Origin of the sequence: Micromonospora sp. NPDC005173, assembly GCF_040608515.1 — a bacterium.
Taxonomy (GTDB): domain Bacteria; phylum Actinomycetota; class Actinomycetes; order Mycobacteriales; family Micromonosporaceae; genus Micromonospora.
In genome coordinates, this window is the sequence record NZ_JBEXIK010000058.1 from 1 (window position 1) to 20,809 (window position 20,809).

At 71.3% G+C, this 20,809-nt stretch carries 17 protein-coding genes and 3 tRNA genes; 10 read left to right on the forward strand and 10 right to left on the reverse strand.

Translation table 11 applies throughout. The features are described 5' to 3' along the window. Positions 1 to 696: 696 nt before the first annotated feature. Positions 697 to 769 (reverse strand) — tRNA-Arg (locus tag ABZV00_RS33805). Between the two features lie 35 nt (positions 770 to 804). After that, positions 805 to 895, reverse strand: a tRNA-Ser gene (locus ABZV00_RS33810). Between the two features lie 580 nt (positions 896 to 1,475). On the opposite strand from ABZV00_RS33810, the gene ABZV00_RS33815 reads away from it, so the two are divergent. Continuing rightward, on the forward strand, positions 1,476 to 2,660 hold the full coding sequence (locus ABZV00_RS33815; RefSeq protein ID WP_355613754.1) for a hypothetical protein: 1,185 nt from the start codon (positions 1,476 to 1,478) through the stop codon (positions 2,658 to 2,660). A gap of 4 nt (positions 2,661 to 2,664) precedes the next feature. Here the strand turns inward: ABZV00_RS33815 and ABZV00_RS33820 are convergent, their stop codons facing one another. Continuing rightward, on the reverse strand, positions 2,665 to 3,435 hold the full coding sequence (locus tag ABZV00_RS33820) for a CPBP family intramembrane glutamic endopeptidase (RefSeq protein WP_355613755.1): 771 nt from the start codon (positions 3,433 to 3,435) through the stop codon (positions 2,665 to 2,667). 146 nt (positions 3,436 to 3,581) lie between these two features. Between ABZV00_RS33820 and ABZV00_RS33825 the strand changes: the two genes are divergently transcribed. Next, positions 3,582 to 4,697 (forward strand): globin domain-containing protein, encoded by a 1,116-nt coding sequence (locus ABZV00_RS33825; protein WP_355613757.1) that lies wholly within the window; start codon positions 3,582 to 3,584, stop codon positions 4,695 to 4,697. Positions 4,698 to 4,762: 65 nt separating this feature from the next. Here the strand turns inward: ABZV00_RS33825 and ABZV00_RS33830 are convergent, their stop codons facing one another. Beyond that, positions 4,763 to 6,292 carry a peptide deformylase gene (locus ABZV00_RS33830; RefSeq protein ID WP_355613759.1) on the reverse strand — a complete coding sequence of 510 codons (1,530 nt, stop codon included), beginning with the start codon at positions 6,290 to 6,292 and terminating at the stop codon, positions 4,763 to 4,765. 330 nt (positions 6,293 to 6,622) lie between these two features. Between ABZV00_RS33830 and ABZV00_RS33835 the strand changes: the two genes are divergently transcribed. Further along, positions 6,623 to 7,405 carry a hypothetical protein gene (locus ABZV00_RS33835; RefSeq protein ID WP_355613807.1) on the forward strand — a complete coding sequence of 261 codons (783 nt, stop codon included), beginning with the start codon at positions 6,623 to 6,625 and terminating at the stop codon, positions 7,403 to 7,405. A 7-nt stretch (positions 7,406 to 7,412) separates the two neighbouring features. Here the strand turns inward: ABZV00_RS33835 and ABZV00_RS33840 are convergent, their stop codons facing one another. Next, positions 7,413 to 9,242 (reverse strand): hypothetical protein, encoded by a 1,830-nt coding sequence (locus ABZV00_RS33840; protein ID WP_355613761.1) that lies wholly within the window; start codon positions 9,240 to 9,242, stop codon positions 7,413 to 7,415. A 211-nt stretch (positions 9,243 to 9,453) separates the two neighbouring features. On the opposite strand from ABZV00_RS33840, the gene ABZV00_RS33845 reads away from it, so the two are divergent. Then, a complete protein-coding gene (locus tag ABZV00_RS33845) occupies positions 9,454 to 10,164 on the forward strand; it encodes a class I SAM-dependent methyltransferase (RefSeq protein WP_355613763.1) in 711 nt (236 codons plus the stop codon). Between the two features lie 101 nt (positions 10,165 to 10,265). Here ABZV00_RS33845 and ABZV00_RS33850 read toward each other — a convergent pair whose 3' ends face one another. After that, positions 10,266 to 10,808, reverse strand: a complete 543-nt coding sequence (locus ABZV00_RS33850) for a YbhB/YbcL family Raf kinase inhibitor-like protein (RefSeq protein ID WP_355613764.1) — start codon at positions 10,806 to 10,808, stop codon at positions 10,266 to 10,268. A 144-nt stretch (positions 10,809 to 10,952) separates the two neighbouring features. On the opposite strand from ABZV00_RS33850, the gene ABZV00_RS33855 reads away from it, so the two are divergent. The 3 genes from ABZV00_RS33855 (at position 10,953) to ABZV00_RS33865 (ending at position 13,309) form a co-directional block, all read left to right on the forward strand. Beyond that, positions 10,953 to 11,108, forward strand: coding sequence for a hypothetical protein (locus tag ABZV00_RS33855; protein WP_328421767.1), 156 nt, complete (start codon positions 10,953 to 10,955; stop codon positions 11,106 to 11,108). Between the two features lie 111 nt (positions 11,109 to 11,219). Next, positions 11,220 to 12,431 (forward strand): low temperature requirement protein A, encoded by a 1,212-nt coding sequence (locus ABZV00_RS33860; RefSeq protein ID WP_355613766.1) that lies wholly within the window; start codon positions 11,220 to 11,222, stop codon positions 12,429 to 12,431. An 83-nt stretch (positions 12,432 to 12,514) separates the two neighbouring features. After that, positions 12,515 to 13,309, forward strand: coding sequence for a hypothetical protein (locus ABZV00_RS33865; RefSeq protein WP_355613768.1), 795 nt, complete (start codon positions 12,515 to 12,517; stop codon positions 13,307 to 13,309). Positions 13,310 to 13,358: 49 nt separating this feature from the next. Here the strand turns inward: ABZV00_RS33865 and ABZV00_RS33870 are convergent. Continuing rightward, positions 13,359 to 13,445 (reverse strand) — tRNA-Ser (locus ABZV00_RS33870). 184 nt (positions 13,446 to 13,629) lie between these two features. Here ABZV00_RS33870 and ABZV00_RS33875 point away from each other — a divergent pair. Continuing rightward, positions 13,630 to 14,607: an NAD(P)H-quinone oxidoreductase gene (locus ABZV00_RS33875; protein WP_355613770.1), complete on the forward strand. Its 978-nt coding sequence runs from the start codon at positions 13,630 to 13,632 to the stop codon at positions 14,605 to 14,607. Positions 14,608 to 14,687: 80 nt separating this feature from the next. Here the strand turns inward: ABZV00_RS33875 and soxR are convergent, their stop codons facing one another. Next, positions 14,688 to 15,146 (reverse strand): redox-sensitive transcriptional activator SoxR, encoded by a 459-nt coding sequence (soxR, locus tag ABZV00_RS33880; protein ID WP_328421775.1) that lies wholly within the window; start codon positions 15,144 to 15,146, stop codon positions 14,688 to 14,690. A 64-nt stretch (positions 15,147 to 15,210) separates the two neighbouring features. Further along, on the reverse strand, positions 15,211 to 15,915 hold the full coding sequence (locus tag ABZV00_RS33885) for a glycosyltransferase family 2 protein (RefSeq protein WP_355613772.1): 705 nt from the start codon (positions 15,913 to 15,915) through the stop codon (positions 15,211 to 15,213). Between the two features lie 124 nt (positions 15,916 to 16,039). Between ABZV00_RS33885 and ABZV00_RS33890 the strand changes: the two genes are divergently transcribed. Both ABZV00_RS33890 and ABZV00_RS33895 read left to right on the forward strand, forming a co-directional pair. Continuing rightward, a complete protein-coding gene (locus ABZV00_RS33890) occupies positions 16,040 to 18,307 on the forward strand; it encodes a glycosyltransferase family 39 protein (protein ID WP_355613774.1) in 2,268 nt (755 codons plus the stop codon). A gap of 211 nt (positions 18,308 to 18,518) precedes the next feature. Further along, positions 18,519 to 20,120, forward strand: coding sequence for a ricin-type beta-trefoil lectin domain protein (locus tag ABZV00_RS33895; protein ID WP_355613776.1), 1,602 nt, complete (start codon positions 18,519 to 18,521; stop codon positions 20,118 to 20,120). Between the two features lie 60 nt (positions 20,121 to 20,180). On the opposite strand, the gene ABZV00_RS33900 is transcribed toward ABZV00_RS33895, so the two are convergent. Then, positions 20,181 to 20,777 (reverse strand): hypothetical protein, encoded by a 597-nt coding sequence (locus tag ABZV00_RS33900; protein WP_355613778.1) that lies wholly within the window; start codon positions 20,775 to 20,777, stop codon positions 20,181 to 20,183. Between the last annotated feature and the right edge of the window lie 32 nt (positions 20,778 to 20,809).

The following is a 20,809-nucleotide window of genomic DNA, read 5'->3' on the forward strand; positions in this document are numbered from 1 at the left end:
GAGACCCTAGACAAGTCACATCGTTCCAGATCAGAAGGCACTTTCGCGTTCCCGCGACCGCCGCCGCGCAGCCCTTAACGAAGGGCCGAGGCTAGGCATGAACGAGCACAACCGACGGTAGCGCTCGGAATGTGCTCGGTGAGTCGTAAGCATGCCCGGGTAGCTCTGGTCAGTGTTGGGCAGCGGTTGTTACCGGGCGTTGCCGGCCAATGATCGCATGCTCGGTGTCTGCTCCACCGGTCGGAGCAACGGCGGCTGGCAGCGGTGAGCGCGGACGGGCGCTCCTGGGCACTCGTGGGTATCCGCTGGCAGGTAAGCTGGGCCCTCGCGCCCTCGTAGCTCAGGGGATAGAGCATCGGTTTCCTAATCCGTGCGTCGGCGCCTGAGTGATGCTTTCGCGCCGAAGCAGTGAAGCGCCAAATCCAGCGCGAGCCCGTAGGCGTCCAGGGCGCGACGGTCGGGGACGTCCACCGGGATGCCGTACCACTACAAGCGGACGGCTCCCCCTCGTCTACCCGCATCGCGATCGAGTCCTTCAATCGGACCCGGCAGCGGCTACACCGACGGAGACGGACAGGCCGGGACGTAGGACAGCCTCGTCGTACGAGCACCATTCGAGGACCAATGCGTCCATCGGCACGGCACGACAAGAGGCGCCTGACCGCCTTTTGGCAGGTCAGACGCCTCTTGATCTTGTGCGCCCGAAGGGACTCGAACCCCTAACCTTCTGATCCGTAGTCAGATGCTCTATCCATTGAGCTACGGGCGCAGGTGCTCAGCCAGTGTACACACCCGGCTTTCGCGCGGAGACTCCGGGATTCGAACCCGGGAGGGGCTTTAAGACCCCAACCGCATTAGCAGTGCGGCGCCATAGACCAGACTAGGCGAAGTCTCCCTGGTGGCCCGCAGACCACCGCGCCCGAGAATACAGGTCGCCACCCACAGGGAGCAAAGCGACTTCCTCGGTACGCCCACCGGGGCCGCCGGCCCCCGTGATTCAACGCTGTGCGGCGGCGTGATCGGGACTACGCTCCATCGATATGCAAGAGCAGCCGCCCAGCGAGCCGACCCGCCGAGAGCCTGCTGACCGGGCGCGTCGGCGCCCCCCGCGTGCGACCTTCACGCCACCGACCGACGAGCAGTCGGTGGACGCGGCGGCACCGACATCCGGGCCGACAGTGGCCTCGACCACTCCAAGCGGCCAGCGCCCTCGCCGGGCCAAGGCCGCGCCGGCAGTGCTCTTCCAACCTCCGGATCCGGACCTTCCACTGCCCCGACAGCCGGTTCCGACGCCCGCCGCCAGGAGCGGCCCAACGCCCGCCGACCAGCCAAGCTCGTCGGACGCTCGGACCGTCGAACAGCGGGGCCCAAGAGAGCGAGAGGCAGCGAGCGGCGCGGAGCCGGGGCCGACAGACCGCGAGACGGGAAGCGGCGAGCGGCTCAACACCACCGAGCCGACCGGCCCGGGCAGCTCGGTGGCTTCGGCGGACGAGCGAGCACCCGAGGTCAGCCCGGAGCAGCCGGCGGACCCGCCGACCCGGACTCCGAAATCCCGGACCAGCCGCGCCACCCCCGTCCGCAAGGCCGCCACCAAGAAGGCAGCCGGGGCGTCGGTCGAGGCATCCAGCACGACAGCGCCGTCGTCCGACGCGCCCCCGACCGCCCCGATGGTCCCTAACAAGCGGTCCGCGAGCCCAACCGCCCTGGAGGCGACCCCCAACGAGGGGACCGCCACCCCGATCACTCCGGCGGTGGCCCCCACCAAGCGAGCGACGAGCCCGACCAAGCGAGCGACGTCCGCCCGGAAGAGCGCTACCCCGAAGAAGGCCGTCCCCGCACCCACACCGCAACCCCCGGCCGAGCAGGCACCGGCCACAGCCATGCCCGACGACCCCACCCCGACAGCCCCGGCTCAACCCGCCGAACAGCAGACCGCTCCGGACGAGAGGGACAGCTCGCACCACGACGAGCGGGACACCGCGCACCACGTCATGCCGGCGTCGTCGCGTACCCCCGAATCGGAGCTGCGGGCGGTCACCGCCCGCCTGCTGGACCACCCCGGCTTCGCCCCGGAGCTGCTGGCCCTCGCCGCGGTGCGGTCACTCGGCCCCGCCGCCGCCGACTGGGCTGAGCGGCTCCGAACCAGGTACCCGGATGCCCCGGCGGACGGCCTGGCCCGGCTGGCCACCCGGCGGTTCGTGCGCTCGGCGGGCGCGGGCGGGGCGGCCGCCGCGCTGGCCGGGCTCTTCGCGCCGCTGGCCGAGCTGACCTCGGTGCTCTGGACCCATTCGAACCTGGTGCTGCACCTTGCGGCGGCGTACGGCCAGGACCCGGCGCATCCCGACCGGGCGGCCGAGTTGCTGGTGCTCACGCAGGTGCACCCGGACACGGCGAGCGCGCGTGCCGCGTTGGCCGCCGCGCGGGCGGCGGGCGACCCGGCGGACGGGACGTGGGCTCGGGCGGCGGAGGCCGCGTGGCGGCTGGCCGCACCACTCACGGCGCAGGCCGGCGGGTGGCTGGCGTTGCGACTGGCGTCCCGGCTGCTGCCGGGCGCGGCGGTGCTCGCCACGGCGCTGGGTGACGCGGCGGCGGCCGACCGGCTCGCGGCCCGGGCGGTGGCCGTTTACCGGCGGGCCCCGGCCGCCCCGGTGACGGGCTGACCGGTCACAGCCAGTCGAACCACTCCTTCGGCAGCGATGCGTACCCGACGAAGGCCACCACGTCGAGCAGGGTGTGCGCGATGATCAGCGGCAGCACCCGCCGGGTGCGCAGGTAGAAGAGGCTGAACACGACGCCCATCACCGCGTTGCCGACGAACGCGCCGAAGCCCTGGTAGAGGTGGTACGAGCCGCGCAGCAGCGCGCTGGCCGCGATGATCGCGGCGAGCCGCCACTGGAGCTGGCGCAGCCGGGTGACCAGGTAGCCGACCACGATCACCTCCTCCAGCACGGCGTTCTGCACGGCGGCGAGGATCAGCACCGGGACCGCCCACCAGACGTCGGGCAGCGACGCCGGCACCAGCGTGGCGTTGATGCCGAGCTGGGCTGCCACCCAGAACAGGGCCAGCCCGGGCAGGCCGATCAGCGCGGCCAGGCCGGCGCCGCGGGCCAGGTCCTGGCCGGGCCGCCGGGCGTCCAGGCCGAGGGTCCGCACCGGGTCGCCGGGGTCGCGGGTGAGCAGGTGTACGGCGAGCAGCACCGGCAGCAGCGCGAAGACGATGCCGAGCAGCTGGTACGTCAGGTCCAGCCAGGGTCGGGCCGACGCCGAGGTGTTCAGCGAGGCCGTCTGCTTGGAGAGCGGACCGTCGGCGGTCAGCTTCGCGATGATCGAGACCACCGCGTAGACCGCTGACTGGCCGAGGGAAAGGCCGAGGACCAACAGCGTCTCGGTCCCCAGCAGCCGGCGGGACACCGGGCGGGTCAGCTCTACGGTCACCGCCCCACTCTGCCCGACGGGTGGCACCGGCGGCACCGCCGACCGGCCGGCGTGAACCGATCGCACATTCTGTGCGACCGGTGTGCACGCTCCGTGGAGATTCTATGGGTGCCCGATCCGCTGCCGTCTGGAGAAGGAGCGCCCCGGTGGACAACGTCGCGCGGTTGCTGAAGGAGAGCTGGACCCTGGTCGAGGAGCACCGGGACCGGCTGAGCGGCCACTTCTACGCCCGGCTCTTCCTGCTCGACCCCGCTCTGCGGCAGCTCTTCCCGGTGCAGATGACCGGCCAGGGCGACCGCCTGTTGGAAGCGATCATCACGGCGATCCACACCGTCGACGACCCGGAGAGCTTCGACGAGTTCCTCCGGGCGCTGGGCCGCGATCACCGCAAGTACCACGTCGATGAGCGGCACTACGCGACGATGGGCCTGGCTCTGCTGGATGCGCTGCGCAGCACCGCCGGTGATGGCTGGAACCTGGAGTACGACCAGGCGTGGCGGGACGCGTACGCGGCGATCGCCGCGAAGATGGTGGCCGGGGCGGCGGACGATGACAACCCGCCGTTCTGGCACGCCGAGGTGCTGACCCACGAGCGGTACGGCCCGGACATCGCCGTGCTGACCTGCCGGGCGTTGCAGCATCCGCTGGTCTGGCGGGCCGGCCAGTACGTCAGCCTGGAGGTGCCGCGCCACCACCCGCGGGTGTGGCGGACGTACTCGGTGGCGAACGCCCCGAACGACGACAACGTGCTGGAGTTCCACGTGCGGGCGCCCGGGGCCGGCTGGGTGTCCGGCGCGCTGGTCCGTCGGGTGCGGCCGGGTGACCTGCTCCGGCTGGCCGCGCCGATGGGGTCGATGACACTGGACCGCTCCTCTGACCGGGACATCCTCTGCGTGGCCGGTGGGGTCGGGTTGGCGCCGATCAAGGCGCTGGTGGAGGAGTTGGCCACCTGCAACCGGACCCGGTGGGTGCACGTCTTCTACGGTGCCCGGCAGGCGGCGGACCTGTACGGCCTGGCCGGGTTGCAGGAGTTGGTCGCCGTACACCCGTGGTTGTCCGTCACCGCCGCGTGTAGCGAGGACCCGGACTTCGACGGCGAGCTGGGCGATGTCGCGGACGTGGTGGCCCGGTACGGCCCGTGGACCACGCACGACTGCTACGTCTCCGGCTCGGCCCGGATGGTCCGGTCCACTCTGCGGGTGCTGGCCGCGGACGAGGTGCCGCCGCCGCACATCCGGTACGACACCTTCGGTGACCTCTAGACGTTCCTCCCCCCACACCGGGGCGCGTGCCCCTGCCCCCTGGGGCACGCGCCCCGGTCCCCGTCCTAGTAACGCCAGGGGTGCCCGGTCTCGCGGTACTCCTCCACCGGCACCAGTGGCACCCCGGGCGCCATCCGGTCGACGTAGAGCCGGCCCTCCAGGTGGTCGATCTCGTGCGCGACCAGCCGGGCCATGCCGAACTCGAACGAGGTGATGATCCGGCTGCCGTCCCACTGGGCGTGCTCCACGTCCAGTCGCAGCGGCCGGGGCACCAGACCGCGGTGGTCGAAGTAGGAGAGGCATCCCTCGTACTGCTCGTCGGTGTCCGGGGAGGCGTCGACCACCCGGGGGTTGAGCAGCACGACCGGCTCCGCCAACCGGTCGGGTGGCCGGACCACGGCCGCCGCCCGGCCGATGCCGAGCTGCGGGGCGGCGATGCCCACCCCCTTGCTGAACGGGTGCAGCTCGTCGAGGCGGGCCAGGGCCGTGTTGAGCCGGTCGACCACGTCCCGGGCCGCCTGTTCCTCGCCGGGCAGGTCGAACGGGCGGCCGCGCTGGCGGAGCAGGTCGGCGCCGCGCTGCACGATGCCGATCCCGCGCATCCGGTCGCTGGGCCGGACCCGGGCCCCGCCGGGGCCGACGTCCGGGTCGGTATCCGGTCGGGCGCGGAATCGCCACTGCATCCGGTAGCGGGCGTTCAGCGGCGGGTCGTCGGTGTGCCAGTCGAAGATCGCCCGGTCGCCCTCGTCGTGTCGCTGCGGCGCCGTTCGCAGCGGGCCCTCCTCCGCCGAGAGCGAGGTCTCCACGCCCCAGACCTGCGGGTCGAGCGCCGCCGGCAGGTCCAGGCGTACGGCGAGCTGGCGGGTGGGCAGCCGGACGGCCCGCTGGAACCAGGGGCCCCATTTCTCCTGCCCGACGCTGTACGCGTACTCGATGGTGGCCCGGTCGCCGGGGTAGAGCGGGAACCGCCGCTCACCGTTCTCGAAGAGCAGCCAGATCTCCTTGAACGCGTCCCGGTCGTGCTTGGCCCGCCAGTGCATCGGCTCCGGGTCGCCGCCGTCGTCATCCCGGCGGGCCTGTAGTTGCAGCTCGGCGAAGGTGAGGGGGTGCTCCCGGTGGTGCCGGTTGGAGCGGCCGGGGTCGTTCGGGTAGCGGTCGACGGCGACCCGGACCAGGTAGCGGGTGACCGGCTCGGTGCCGGCGTTGTACAGCTCACGGTGGATGACGCACCGGTAGCCGGCGTCGGTGTAGGCGAGGGTGGCCAGCTCCCGTTCCACGACGAGGCCGGTGCCGGGTGGCAGCCACTGGCCGGGCAGGTGCGGCTCGCGGTGCGGTTGACCGGCGCGTGCGTGCCGTAGCTCGTCGTACTCCCGGAAGCGCTGCCAGATCGCGCCGCTGGCCTCCAGGACGGCCTCGGCGCGGCGGGCGAAGTCCTCGGTTGGGCGGTGCCGGCGCCCCTCGACGTGGCTGACATAGGACGGGTCGAACCCCATCAGGACGGCCAACTGCTTCTTTGACAGCCCCCGCCCTGTCCGCTGGCGGGCTAGCTCGGCCGCGAAGGAATCGGCAGCCCGTTCGAGGGGTGAGGTCGTCATCGGCTTCCTCGTGGCCGGGAGTATCAGTTTCACGTTCCGTGCCGAAACGCACACGCATCTGGCACCTTGCCGACACACTCCTTGACAATCCACCGACCGCCATCAATGCTGCGCCAGCGTTTTCCAGGGCAGAAGCCGGGTAGTACGCCGGAGCGTGGGGTCCGCTCCCGCCGGAAGTGGCAGTGACCTGCGGCTTCCGATCCGACCGAGGTGAGGCTTCCCTTAGACCTGCGGCCGTGGTTAGGCTAGCCTTAGCTCAGGACGGCAGGTTCGTCCTCCGGGGTCAGCTCCTCGGTCACGCAGACGGGGGATGACACGGTGACAGCGGTGATGCCGAGGCAGGACGTGGCCGTCCCGCCGCTCGCCCCCGTCACCGCGGCGATGCGCGCCATGTTCGGCACCGACGACCTGCCCGGGCTCGCACGGGGCCTGCTGGTCGACGACGAGTTCGGCTGGGCGCCCGCGACCACCCTGATCGACGGCAGCCGGCTTCCCGAACTCCTGCGTGCGGCCACCCTGCGCTGGGGCGGCACCCCGCACGCCTGCGCCGCGCTGGCCTGGAAGTCCTACAGCTACTGGACGGCGCTGCCGGTCGTGCTCGGCTGGGCCTCGGCCCGGCGGGTGCCCCTGCTCGACCCGTCTGACGTGCTGATCCACTTCGAGGACCACCGGCCGCTGCTCACCCTGGGCCTGCGCCGCAGCACCACCGTGGCGGTGCTGCCGAGCGACCCGCTGGCGCTCGCCGGCCGTCCTGAGGTGCGGGTCGTCGCCGGCGAGGCGGAGCTGCTGGCCGCGCTGCGCGCCTCGCTGCTCGACGCCCACCTGGCCCCGCTCATCACGGCGATCCAGGCGGAGGTCCGCGTGGGCACCCGGACGCTGCTCGGCTCGGTCGCCTCCGGCATCGCGCACGGCATCCTGCGGGCCACGGACGGGCTGCCCGGCTCGACGGTGCAGACCATCGACACCCTGCTCGGCGCACTCGACCTGGCCGACCTGGTCGAGCTGGTGCCGGGGCCGACCGGCGAGCCGAGCGTGCAGCGGCGCACCTGCTGCCTCGCCTTCACCCTGCCCAGCCCGAAGGTCTGCCAGGGCTGCTGCGTACGCCAGGGCTGAGCCTCGCTCAGTCGGTCAACGGCCGGACGTCCCACACCCACACCCCGCCGGTGAAGACCGGCTGTATCCCGGTCAGCTCGGTCATCCCTCGCCGCAGTGCCGCCGCGTGCTCGTGCGGACCGAGAATGGCCACGCCGGCCCGCCAGTAGCGCAGGTCGTCGACCGCCTCCATGCGGCTCTGCGGGGTGATCGGCGGCACCGCACCGGTGCGTTGGATGGTGGCGAAGAAGCTGCTGGTCGGGCGGGGTGGTGCGCCGAACAGCGCGATCCGCGGCGCCTCCGCGCTCGGCCGGGTGTCCGGGCCGAGAAAGTAGCCGCGCGCCAACGGCATGTCCAGTCGGGTCGCCGCGGACCATCGCAGTGGCTCGGCATAGTTCGTGTCCGGCAGCGGCAGGGTCACCACGCTGTGCCCGCCAGCCGCGTAGGGCCGCCAGGCCCCACTGGTCACGAAGGTGGGAATCGGGTCGAGGCGGACCACGGGCAGCGGGGTGGGCAGGATCGGCAGCAGGGCCATCGTGAGCACGGTGGCGGTGGCGAAGCGGATCTGCCGCCGGGCGGTCGGTGTCGAGCGGGCCAGCTCGCGGGCGTGCTCGACACCGTAGGCGAGCAGCAGCCCGATGATCGGGGTGATCGCCAACGCCCACCGGGTCGGCACCACCGAGTGCAGGATCGGCAGGTTCTCCAGCACCGCCCAGGGCCCCGGCACACCGGTACCCCGGCCGTCGAAGCGGATCTCCCGGCCCAGCGAGAGCACCGCGAAGAGCAGCCCGAGGGCGGCCAGCGCCAGCACCACGACCGAGCGGCGCAACCACCAGACCAGGGCGACCACCAGCACCAGCAGCGGCCAGCCGAAGAAGCTGTTCTCCTCGGTGGGGTTCTTGGCCAGGTTCGCCGCGGTGCGCGAGTTGCCGGCGAGCGATTCCCGGGAGTACGCCGCGAACGAGGCGAGATCGCTGGAGTAGCCGCGGATCAGGCGGGACAGCCCGGCGTAGGCCCCGCGTCCGAAGAACTGCACGTACAGCGGGTACGCCAGCAGCAGCCCGGCGACCCCGGCGGCGACGGCCAGGCCGGCGAGGAAGGGCCTGGCCCGCGATCGAAGATCCGGGCGGCCGAGGGCGAGCGCGCCGACGATCACGCCCAGCCCGATCGCGGTCATCAGCAGGATCTCCAGGTTGAGGAATGCCTGCCAGACGATCACCAGTGCGAGGAGCACGCCGTTGCCCAGCCAGCGGCCCGGCTCACCGAGCCGCAGCGTGCGCCAGATGATCAGCGGGACGACGAACTGCGACACGATGTTCGGGTGGGCATTGGCGTGCGACACCATCGCCGGCGCGAACGCGCAGAAGCCCGCACCCAGCCACGCCGGCCCGCGAGCGCCGATCAGGACCCGGGAGAGCAGGAAGTACCAGGCAGTGGCGGTGGCAATCATTCCGGCGGTCAGAAAAAGCAGGAATGCCGCGCGCGGCCCGAGGAGCAGGGTGACCGGTGTCATTGGCAGCGAAATGGATAATACGGACGTATTAGCCATCAGGTTAACGCCGTCTGGAACGTTCATTCGGTCCGAATGGAACGGGTATGCGAAATGCGTGACCACCCGCGCACCGTGCGCCATCATCCATTCGAACTGCGACTGATCAGTGCGGTTGTCGCGCACCGCGCTGCCCGGCTCCAGCCAGAGCCGCCCGGTGACCCAGAAGCCGAGCACCACGAAGCTCAGCACGGCGGCCAGATCCACCCACTTCCCGTTGCGGGTCAAGCGTCCACGACCGCCAGGCCTCTCCACCGGCGACGCGGTGGCCGGGCCGTCTCCGGGCGCGTCCGATTCGGGAGTAGTCATGACAATTCAGAGGGTAGTCAGCGTAACCCGCCGCCGTGACATGTTTCGGGGTACTGCCGTACTATGTGCCGGGTTCGCCGACCGCCGATCACGTGCCCACCCCCGACCGCAATTCGGCCACCCCGCTGCCCCGATTCTTCGCCCGTCCCAGCGGATGATTCACTCTGTCGGTCCAGGCACGGGTCGAGTTCATATCGTGAGGAATCGACGCATGGCAGAAATCACTGGGGATCAGCGCGTCCAGTCCGAGGTTCTGGAGGGCCTGGCAACCGCTGTCAACCACCGCCGCTGGTTCGTCGAACTGGCGGTGCCGTACCTCGGTGACGACCCGATCGAGATCGGTAGCGGTCTCGGTGACTACGCGCTGGAATGGTCAGAGCGGCTGCCCCGGTTCACCGCCACGGAGGCCGATCCGGACCGTCTGGTGCAGCTCAAGGAGCGCCTCGCCGACCGGCCTGGCATCGATGTCCGGCAGATGCTGCTGCCGCACGACGACCGGGGCGACTACAGCGCGGCGGTCTCGTACAACGTGCTGGAGCACATCGAGGACCACGTGGGCGCGCTACGCAGCATGCGCGACCTGGTCCGGCCCGGCGGCGCAGTGATCATCATCGTGCCGGCGTTCCAGTTCGCGATGAGCCCGGCCGACATCGCCACCGGCCACGTACGCCGCTACACGAAGAAGACGCTCGGGGCGGCGATGACCGAGGCCGGCCTGACCATCGAGAAGATCCACTACGCCAACGCGCTGGGCCTGCTCGGCTACTTCATGGCCACCAAGGTCTTCCGGCTGATGCCGAAGGAAGGCCCGATGGTGAAGGTGTACGACACCCTCGTACTCCCCGCCACCAAGGCCGCCGAGCAGCGCATCCGCCCTCCATTCGGCCAGTCCGTCTTCGCCGTGGCCCGCGTCCCCGCCTGATCCCCGCTCCTCCACCCCCGTGACCTTGCACTTCCTGCCGCACTTACGCCCTCTTTGTCGGGCATGCAGGGGCAGCAAGTGCAAGATCGCGGGGGAGAGGGTCAGTCCTTGATCTGGTAGGTGGGGCGGATCACCGCTCGGGCGAGGGTGTGGAACGTGAGGTTGAAGCCGACGTAGGCGGGGGTGGCGTCGGGGGTCAGGTCCAGGCGGTCGACGTCCAGGGCGTGCACGGCGAAGACGTACCGGTGCGGGCGGTCACCGGCCGGCGGGGCCGCCCCGCCGTAGCCCTGCGCGCCGTAGTCGTTGCGGACCGAGAACGCCCCACCCAGGTCGGTGCCCGCCGCGCCACCCGCGCCGCGGGGCAGCTGCGTGACGTCGACCGGCACGTTTACCAGCACCCAGTGCCAGAAGCCGCTGCCGGTCGGCGCGTCGGGGTCGTAGCAGGTCACGGTGAAGCTCTTCGTCTCGGCGGGGAAGTCCGACCACGTCAGCTGCGGGGAGACGTTGTCACCGCCGGTGCTGCCGTGTGCGTGCCGAGCGTCCATCGGCTCGCCGTTCTGCACGTCGTCACTAGTCAGGGTGAACGAGGGCACCGTCGGCAGCAGCTCGTACGGGTCCGGGGCGATCGGTCGTTCCAGGGTCATTGTGAGCGCGTCCTTCCGGTGTACGGAGATTCCTGCCCCTTCATACCCCGTCGCGGGCCGCCCGACGACCCGAAGTACCGGTTGTCCGAGATCCCACCGTCCGCACTAACGTTGTCACCCTGCAACGTTCCACGGGGGGAATTCTTGGCAAGCATCTGGCGCGATTTCCTGGTCGCCGTCTTCAGCGCACCGCGGAAGCGGGACGAGCAGGCGGTCGCCGAGGAGCGCCGGCGCGCGATCGAGCGGCTGGCCGACGAGACGATCCGGGAGAACCGGCGGGCCACCGACCCGCCGGAGTGACGGCAGCCGACGGTACGGGCGGCCGGCCCGAGATCCATCCTCGACGCCCACCAGCCAGCCGCGAACCCCAAACGCCGCGAGCGCCGCGCGGCGGACGATGAAGATGAAGCGATGAGGCAGATCTTCGCGCCACGACCGGTGGTAACTGCGGAGACTCACCGGACGACCCTGTTCGAGATCTTCTTCGATCTGGTGTTCGTCTTCGGCCTCATCCGGGTCACCGAGTTCATGAGCGCGCGGCCTGCGCCGATGACCCTGGCGCAGGGATTCCTGGTCCTCCTGCTGCTGTGGATCTCCTGGTTGGTCTACTCCTGGCTGGGAAACCAGGCCCAAATCGATGTCGGGCTGATCCGTGCCGGTACCACCGTCGCCATGGCAGCCGTCTTCCTCGCCGCACTCGTCATCCCCGACGTCTGGAAATCCGGGCCAGGAACGTTGGAACCGCGGCTGATCCTGGTGCTTGCCTACGTCGTGGTGAGGGTGATTCATCTGGCCCTCTACTACTGGGCGGCGGCGGGCGACAGGCGGCTGCGCAGGACCATTCGCCTCTACGCCCTCTCCACCGCGCTGTCCTGGATACCGCTCGTCATCGGTGCCGTATCCGGCGGAACCGCACAGATGCTGCTCTGGACAGCAGCGCTCGCCGTCGACCTGGCCGGCGGAGTGGTCGCCTCCATTCTGAGCGGATGGCCGATACGCAGCCCGGGCCACTTCGTGGAGCGACACAGCCTCGTGGTGATCATCGCGCTCGGCGAATCCCTGATCTCGGTCGGCGCCGGGATCCGGGCTGGGATGATCAGTGGACCGGTTCTGCTGGGCGGGCTACTCACTCTCGCCGTCACGGTGTGCCTGTACCGGCTGTACTCCGAGCACGCGGCGACCGCCGGGAGGGCGCTGAGGACGGAGTCCGGCCTGCGGCGGGGCCATCTGGCCGCCAACGCCTACAGCGTTGTCCATTTCCCGCTGATCGCCGGGACCATCTACCTGGCGCTGGGGGTCGAGCAGGTGCTCGCCCGCCTGGCACACGATCAGGCTCACCACACCGCCGAGTTGCGCCTGGACTGGACCCCGGCGGTCGCGCTGTTCGGTGGGACTGCCCTGTACCTCGCGGGCAGGGCAACCTTCCTGAGCCTCAGCGTCCGGTCCGTGACGCCGGGACAACTTCTTGCCCCCGGTGCGGCGCTGCTGCTGATTCCCGCCGGCCGGTTCCTGCCCGGCCTGGCCGCTCTCGGCCTGCTCACCGCGTTCCTCGTCGTCCTTGTCAGCTACGAGGCGGTGTCCAGGCGCAGGCGAGGCTCCGATTACCCGAAGGAGAGCGCCTGAGGGCCGGCGGCGAGCGGCTCGCTGGGCACCAGGAGTGGATCACGGCCGCTACGCTGTGCCGCACCACGACAGGGGGTGGATCGGTGAGACATCGGCTGCGGCACGTCGCGATGGTGCTGCTCGGCGCCGTGCTGCTGGGCACGGTCGGCCTGAGCGTCGGCTCCTGGTACGGCGGCCGCGGCACCGCACCGCTCAGCATCGAGCAGGCTCAGACCATGGTGGCAGAGCTGCACCCCGGAACCGAGCCGGCCAGCTCGTCGTTCGGCATCGGCTACCGGGCCGGCATCGTCCTGGCTAAGGACGATTTCGGTTCGGCTCACGCGGAGTTCCACTACGACTCCAGCGCCGACTGTGCGCTCTCCGACCAGCTGCGGCGCAACGCGGCATCGCTGGGGTGGCAGGGCCTGCGTCGCGTGCCGGGCACCCCGTGCGACGGCTTGCGGGCCGAGCGGGACGGGGTGGCGATCACGCTCACCCACCGGGCGACCGGTCCGATGCTGAGGATGGCACCGGCCGCACCGGACGGGTTCCTCGCCGCCACGCTCACCGGCACCCTCCTCGGCGCCGCCGCCGGTGCGGCGCTGTTCTGGCTGGTGGCGCGGCTACGTCCGCCCGTACCTCGGCTGGTCGGCACCCTGATGACGGTCTCCCTGCTCCCGGCCGTCGCCCTCACCTGGCCGGACCTGTTCACGGACGGTCTCGCCGAGCCGGTGTGGCCCGTCTGGCGGGCCTTCGCTCCCCTGCTGGTGCCGCTGTGGCTCGTGCTCCTGCTGGTGGTAGTGATCGTCTACGCGAGGCGACGGAACCCGACCTCCCCCGCCGTCGATGCGAGCGCCGCCGCACCGGAAACCAGCCCCACCGCCAGCAGGGACGGCTGACCGGCTGCAGGCCGCCCGTCGAGCCGGGCGTTCTTGCTGGTTACGGGAGCGGAGGGTGTGGGATTCGAACCCACGAAGAGGTTGCCCCCTTACCGGTTTTCAAGACCAGCGCCATCGGCCACTAGGCGAACCCTCCCAGGCCGCTACCCGCAGGTGCGCGGCCATGCCTAGTCTGCCATGGCACCCGACCGGCGGCCCGGCGTCCCTCCCCGGTCGGGCGGATCCGGGCGGTCCGGAAAGCGCCCGCCGCGTCCACAGTGGCCTCCACCACGAGCGGGGTGCGCCTGCGGCCCAGTGCGGCATCGGGTAAGACTGAGCCCATGCGAGCCATCACCGTTCCGCAGCCCGGTGGACCCGACGCACTCGTCTGGGCCGAGGTCCCCGATCCCGAGCCCGGCCCGGACGAGGTGATCGTGGACGTACGGGCCAGCGGGGTCAACCGCGCGGACCTGCTACAGCGGCAGGGGCACTACCCGCCGCCGCCGGGCGCGCCCGAATACCTCGGGCTGGAGTGCTCCGGGGTGATCACCGCGACCGGCGCGGAGGTGATCGAGTGGGCCGTCGGTCAGCAGGTCTGCGCGCTGCTGGCCGGCGGCGGGTACGCCGAGAAGGTCGCGGTACCCGCCGGGCAGCTGCTGCCGGTGCCCGCCGGCGTCGACCTGGTCGACGCCGCCGCGCTGCCCGAGGTGGCCTGCACGGTCTGGTCGAACGTGGTCCGGCTGGGCCGGCTCGGCTCGGGTGACACGCTGCTGGTGCAGGGCGGTGGCAGCGGGATCGGCACCTTCGCCATCCAGCTCGGGGCCGCCCTCGGTGCCACGGTCGTGGCCACGGCTCGGGGGGTCAAGCACCCGCAGCTAGTTGAACTGGGCGCGGCGCACACGATCGACTACCGCGACCAGGACTTCGTCGAGGAGGTCCGGCAACTCACCGACGGCCACGGCGCCGACGTCATCCTCGACATCATGGGCGCCTCCTATCTGGGCCGCAACGTCGCGGCGTTGGCCACCGGTGGCCGGCTGGTGGTGATCGGGCTACAGGGTGGCCGCAAGGCGGAACTGGACCTCGGCGCGCTGCTGACCAAGCGGGCCAGCGTCGCGGCGACCTCGCTGCGCACCCGGCCACTGGCCGAGAAGGCGGAGATCGTCCGGGGCGTACGGGACGAGGTGTGGCCGTTGATCGAGGCTGGCAAGATCCGGCCGGTGGTGGACCGGCGGCTGCCGATGACCGACGCGGCGGACGCACACCGGCTGGTCGAGTCGAGCGACCACTTCGGCAAGGTGCTGCTCACCATCGGGTGACGCCGGTCCTCCGGAGGGGGCGTCCCGGGCGGGGACAGCGTCAGGCGGCTGGTACGCCGGTCCCGGGGACGGGGACGGCGTCAGGCGGATGTGTCGGCCGCTGCCCCGGGCAGCATCAGACGGGCGCCGGGGCCCTCGCCGGCCAGGGCGTCACCCGGGTTGTAGAGCGCGCAGCGCTGCAGCGACAGGCAGCCGCAGCCGATACAACCGTCCAGGTCGTCGCGGAGCTTGCTGAGCAGCCGGATCTTCTCGTCCAGCCGACCCCGCCAGCTGGCGGAGAGCCGCGCCCAGTCCTGGGGGCTGGGAGTGCGGGCGTTGGGCAGCGAGTCCAGCGCCGCGCGGATCTCGTCCAGCGAGACGCCGACCTGCTGGGAGATCCGGATGAAGGCGACCCGCCGCAGCTCGGCGCGGGCGTACCGGCGTTGGTTGCCACCGGTACGGTCGGCGCGGATCAGACCGAGCCGTTCGTAGTAGCGCAGCGCCGACGGCGCCACGCCGGAGCGAACCGACAGCTCGCCGATCGTCAGGGAGTCCTGCATCACCGGGTCCTTAGTTGAAGTGCACTTCAACTAAGAGGCTATCCGGCTCGCCCGAGGACCGCCGTCAGCGGGTGGACGCGACGGGACGACGGCGGGCGCGTTCCCGGCCGAGGATCCAGATCGCCTCGACGCCGTCCTTCCAGGTGATCTTCTTGCCCTCTTCCCGGCCACGTGCCCGGTAGCTGATCGGCACCTCGTACGGCCGGATCCGGCGGCGCAGCAGCTTGCCGGTCACCTCGGCCTCCATGCCGAAGCCGCGCGAGCGCACCTCAAGCGACCGGTACAGCGCCACCGGCATCAGCTTGAAGCAGGTCTCCAGGTCGCCGATGTACGAGTTGAACAGCACGTTCGCCGCCATCGTGACGCCCTTGTTGCCCATCACGTACCAGAAGCTGTAGGCGCTGTGGCTGCCGAAGGTGCGATTGCCGTAGACCACCGTGGCCCGCCCGTCGAGCACCGGGTCGAGCAGCTTGGGGATGTCCTGCGGGTCGTACTCCAGATCGGCGTCGAGGATGACCATGTAGTCGCCCTCGGCGCTGTCGACCGCCGTCTTGATGGCCGCACCCTTACCGGCGTTGCGCTGGTGGGTGATGACCCGCAGGCGGGCGTCGTCGGCGCGACCGAGGATCTCACCGGTGCCGTCCCGGCTGCCGTCGTCGACCACGACCAGCTCGATCTCGCACGGATAGTCCACCGCCAATGCCTGCTTGAGGGCATCCGCGATGCGTTCTTCCTCGTTGTAGACCGGCATGAGGATCGAGAGCTTCACGGGAATCTCCACGGTGGCGACAACACGTCGGGCATAGCCTAGCCTGGCTGGTCAGCCTGACGCGTGCCGCCACCGTCGGACGGCCGGCGTGGCGGGTCCAGCGGCATGGTGTTTACTTCCCGCCATGTCGGCTGCCGGCTCTCTGCTCGCGGTGGTGCCAGCCGCCGCGGTGCTCCTGCTCACCGTCGCGACGAGGCCGGGCGGGGTCGGCGCGGTGGCACCGCTACGGCTCGCCGTGCTGCGCGCCGCCCTGCTCACAGGCGCGTACGCGGTGCTCGTCGTCGAGTTGCTCGGCGCGCTGCACGCGCTGACCCGGCCAGCGTTCGTCGCCGCCTGGCTGCTCTTCCTGGCCGCCGCGGCGACGGCAGCCGGACTGCGGCGACGCCGGATGACCCAGCTCGCGCAGCCGCCGGCTGCGGCACCCCGTCAGGTGCCGGTCGGCGCCGGGGTACCCGCCGCCGCCGGTCTGGATGCACCCGCCCCGGTCACGGAGGGCGGTGAGGCCGGGCGCGGCCCCGCGCCGGTCCGGGTCGATCGGCCCGCCGGCCTGCTCGCCACGGCGATCGACGCCTGGCGTACGGCGGGTCGCGGCGAGCGGCTGCTCGCCGGCGCGATCGGCGGGCTGGTGCTGGTGGAGCTGCTGGTCGCACTGCTGGCCGAGCCGAACAACTTCGACTCGCAGACGTACCACCTGCCCAAGGTGGAGCACTGGGTGGCCCAGGGCGACCTGGACTTCTGGCCCACCGCCATCCACCGGCAGGTGACCATCCCGCCCGGGGCCGAGTATCTGCTGCTGCACCTGCGCCTACTCACCGGTGGGGACCAGCTGTACAACCTGGTGCAGTGGGCGGCCGGGGTGGTCTGCCTGCTGGTGGCCGCCCGGATCACCGCGCAGCTCGGCGGCGGCCGACGAGCCCAGTTGATCACCGCGTTCGTGCTGGCCAGCACGCCCATGGTGGTGCTACAGGCGACGAGCACGCAGACCGACCTGGTCTGCGCGGCGTGGGTGGCCTGCGCCGCGACCCTGGTGCTGGACGGGCTGCGCCGGCGCACCGGCTGGGGCACCCTGCTGGGGCTGGGCGCGGCCACCGGGCTGACCGCGGTGACCAAGACCAGCGGCCTGGTCGCGGTCGGCCCGCTGCTGGTGCTCTGGGGGTTGGCCCAGCTGCGACTGGCCCTGACCGACACCGACACACCGACCGATACGACAGCGGCCGACGCGGCACCCGGTGGGGTGCGGCGGTCCCGGCCGGCTGGCGGGGTGGCCCGCACGGTCGGCGCTTCGGTGCTGATCCTGCTGGTCGCGGCCGTGGTGGTCGGTCCGTTCCTGGCCCGGGTGACGGCCGAGTTCGGGCACCCGCTGGGGCCGCCCCGACTGCGTGAGTCGATTCCGATGGAACGGCATGATCCGCCGTCGATCCTGGTCAACGCGCTGCGGATCGGGCACACGGCGTTCGACACGCCGCTGGCACCGCTACGCCACGCCGGCGCCGAGGCGATCATCGGTGGCGCGGAGGCGATCGGGGTCGACCCGCAGGACCGGGCCATCACCTTCGGCCGGGAGGTCTTTCCCGAGCCCGCCTGGTACCCGGACGAGGACCGGGTGGCGTTCCCGATCGCCGGGGCGCTGGCGCTGATCGGCGCGGCGGTCGCGCTCGCCCGGCCGCGCCGGATCGACCTCGGGCAGGCCGGGCCGCTGCGCGGGTACGCGGTGGTGGTGCTGGCCACCGTGCTGCTGCACACCTCGATGATCAAGTGGCAGCCGTGGGGCAACCGGCTGCTCCTCTACGCCCTGGTCCTCGCCGTACCGCTGGCCGGGCTCTGGCTGGACGCGCTCTTCCGCCGCCACTCCGTCGCGGCAGCCGGCACGCCGGGCACCGCGGCCGGCACGGCTGGCGCGACCCGGGCCGGGATGACTGGCGGCGGGCGGCGGTCGGTGGCCACGTTGGCGGCGGTCACCGTGCTGGCCACCTCGGCGCTGGCCGGGGTGCTGGCGCTGTCGTACGGCTTCCCGCGCCGGCTGGTCGGTGCGGGCTCGGTCTTCACCACCTCGGACTGGGACACCCGGTTCCTGCGTCGCCCCCAGTGGGCCGACGAGTTCCGCTGGGCCGCGGCATCGGTCCGCGACAGCGGTGCGCACCGGATCGGGCTGGTGCAGCAGAACGACAACTGGGAGTACCCGTGGTGGCTGCTGCTGCGGCAGCCGGACGGACGCTCACCGGAGTTGGTGGCGTTGCAGTCCGTGCTGCCGGAACGACCGCCGGCCGACCCCACCTCGGTGGAGGCGATCGTCTGCACCGGCAGCCAGCCTGCGTGCGCCAAGCTGGTGCCGGCCGGCTGGCGGCTGGAGTTCCGCGGTTACGTCGGCTACGCGCTGCCGCCCGGTCGCTGACCAGACGGACCTACACCGACCGCCCGGCGAGGACAGCACCAGACCGGGCCGACAGCCCTCCGACCGCTCGCCGCACCGCCCGGATCGTCCGATCCGGGCGGTTCTGCATCCGTCGCGTAAGGATCCGAAGGGTATTCACATCCGTTGATCGGCACGTTACCTTCTGGTAACTCAATCGACGTCCCGCGATTGAGCCGAAAGGAGTGCGTCGATGCCTGCAACCCCCGCCAGGCCCGAACGCGCGGCCCGACGACGGGCCCTCACCGTCGCCGTCGCCGTCGCCGCTCTCGTCCTGCCGATGCTCGCCGGCCCGGCCGCCCCCGCGGCCGCCGCCGACCGGCCGACCGTCCAGCCTCTCCCCGCCAACCTCGAGTCCATCCGAGCCGCCGAGGCGACCGCCCTCTACGGCAGCCCGGCGATCCGCCCGATCGAACAACGCCGCACCGCGCAGATCACCATGGGTGACAGCCAGATCTCCGGCGAGGGGGTCGGCAACTACATACCCGGCACCCACCAGGACGGCAACTGGTGCGACCGCTCGTACGACCAGGCGGTGTTCCGCACCGGCATCCAGTCGGACGCGAGGTACAACATTGCCTGCTCCGGTGCCACTCCGTGGAACCTGATCGCGGGCGGCCCCACCCAGCACAACGAGCTGAACCAGGGCGACTACCTGGGGATCAAGGCGCGCAACACGCACGTGAAGCTGATCTGGGTGGTGGTCGGCGCGAACGGCGACGGGACAATCCAGTTCGGCCCGGTCGCCACCGACTGCGCGGTCAGCAGGGTCTTCCTCCAGGGCTCCTGCTACGCCACCTACACCGACCAGTGGACGATCCGCACCGACGGCAGCCGCCGGGCGGTGGCTGACGCCCTCACCGACATCCGGCAGACCATGACCAAGGCCGGCTACCTGCGCTCGGACTACGAGCTGGTGCTCATGTCGTACCCCAGCCCGGCCAGCCCGGACGTGGAGGACAACCCGGACTTCCCCGGCTGGTACGGCGGCGGCTGCCTGCTCTACCTGGCCGACGCCGCGTTCGCCCGGAACAAGGCGGTGCCGTTGTTCGAGTCGGCGCTGCGCGCGGCGGCCGCCCAGACCGGCACCCGCTACCTGGACGCCAGCCGGCTCTTCCACGGCCACGAGGTGTGCACCGACAACACCTCGGTCCGCGGCCTCCACATCGAGATCGGGGTCTGGAACGAGAACGCCGCCCGGCAGTCGTTCCACCCCAACGCGCGCGGGCACGGCATGTTCGCCCAGTGCATCACCCAGTTCTGGAACTCCGGGCAGCAACAGGCGACCTGCGTCGACCCGGCCAGCACCGGCAGCGGCGTGCTCTACTCCGGCCTGCTGCAGTTCAAGCAGTTGCGCAACCTGGCCACCAACACCTGCATCGATGGCAAGGGCTACGACTCCCGCAACGGCACCGCCCAGCAGTCGTACGGCTGCCACGGCGGGCGCAACCAGGGCTTCTGGTACGACTCGACCAAGCGGTCGCTGCACTCGGAGCTCTCCCACGACCGCTGCCTCGACGTCGCCAACGGATCGATGACCGCCGGTACCGCGGTCAACATCTACAACTGCAACGGCAGCGCCGCCCAGCAGTTCGCCTTCGCCGGCAACCAGCTCAAGCCGGCCAGCGCCAGCAACCTCTGCGTGGCGTTCGACAGCCCGTCGTCGGGCACCCCCCGGCTGCGGCTGGCCACCTGCTCCACCAGCACCCGACAGCAGTGGTCGTTCGAGGCCCGGACCGCCGCCAACCCGGTCGGCTACGGTCACGACGACTTCATCGGCTCCCGCGTCTACTGACCAGCCGCTGAACGGAAGGGACCCCTTGTCAACGCCTGGCGCTGACAAGGGGCCCTTCCATCACTTGGCGCGGGGGATGAGGATCAGCCGGGCCACGCCCTTGTCGCCGTCCTTCGCGCCGGCAACGCCAAGCGTCGTACCGACCTTGACCTCGCTCGGCTGCACCGTGGTGCGCCGCTCGACGACCCGCAGGTCGTCACCGAAGGTCCAGGTCATGGTGAAGCCGTCGGTGGACTTCACGGTCATCGAGTCGCCGTCGATCGCGGTCACCTCGCCGCGCTGCACGGCCACGGTGCGCGTACCGCCTTCCTTGGTCTGCACCACCGCCTCGCCGTGCAGGGTGTTCTTCCTCAGCAGCACCCGGGCCTGGCGGCGCTTGCGCCACTCCTCGCCGCGCTTCTGCCGCGCCTTCTCCGCAGTACTGGGGGAGGCGCCGGGCGTCGGGGTGGCCGGTGCGGCGACGGTCTGCACGTCCAGGTCGCTGGCGTCGAAGCCCATCGCGGCCAGCGCCTGGCCCTCCACACCCATGGCCGCGGCCACCTCGACGGCCGCCTCCCGGGCGGGTTGGCTGGCCACCTCCGCCGCGCCGCAGCCGCTGACACCGAGCGCGACCACCGCGAGCAACGACGTGGTGGCGACGAATCCCCAACGTGGCATGACTCTCCCTCTCGTCCGTGGAGACCTCAGCC

Excerpts from the sequence above, each read along its gene's own strand:
- ABZV00_RS33830 (WP_355613759.1), bottom strand. The coding sequence starts at position 6,292 with ATGACGACCTCACCCCTCGAACGGGCTGCCGATTCCTTCGCGGCCGAG.
- ABZV00_RS33835 (WP_355613807.1), top strand. The coding sequence starts at position 6,623 with ATGCCGAGGCAGGACGTGGCCGTCCCGCCGCTCGCCCCCGTCACCGCG.
- ABZV00_RS33840 (WP_355613761.1), bottom strand. The coding sequence starts at position 9,242 with ATGACTACTCCCGAATCGGACGCGCCCGGAGACGGCCCGGCCACCGCG.
- ABZV00_RS33845 (WP_355613763.1), top strand. The coding sequence starts at position 9,454 with ATGGCAGAAATCACTGGGGATCAGCGCGTCCAGTCCGAGGTTCTGGAG.
- ABZV00_RS33850 (WP_355613764.1), bottom strand. The coding sequence starts at position 10,808 with ATGACCCTGGAACGACCGATCGCCCCGGACCCGTACGAGCTGCTGCCG.
- ABZV00_RS33860 (WP_355613766.1), top strand. The coding sequence starts at position 11,220 with ATGAGGCAGATCTTCGCGCCACGACCGGTGGTAACTGCGGAGACTCAC.
- ABZV00_RS33875 (WP_355613770.1), top strand. The coding sequence starts at position 13,630 with ATGCGAGCCATCACCGTTCCGCAGCCCGGTGGACCCGACGCACTCGTC.
- soxR (WP_328421775.1), bottom strand. The coding sequence starts at position 15,146 with ATGCAGGACTCCCTGACGATCGGCGAGCTGTCGGTTCGCTCCGGCGTG.
- ABZV00_RS33890 (WP_355613774.1), top strand. The coding sequence starts at position 16,040 with ATGTCGGCTGCCGGCTCTCTGCTCGCGGTGGTGCCAGCCGCCGCGGTG.
- ABZV00_RS33895 (WP_355613776.1), top strand. The coding sequence starts at position 18,519 with ATGCCTGCAACCCCCGCCAGGCCCGAACGCGCGGCCCGACGACGGGCC.
- ABZV00_RS33900 (WP_355613778.1), bottom strand. The coding sequence starts at position 20,777 with ATGCCACGTTGGGGATTCGTCGCCACCACGTCGTTGCTCGCGGTGGTC.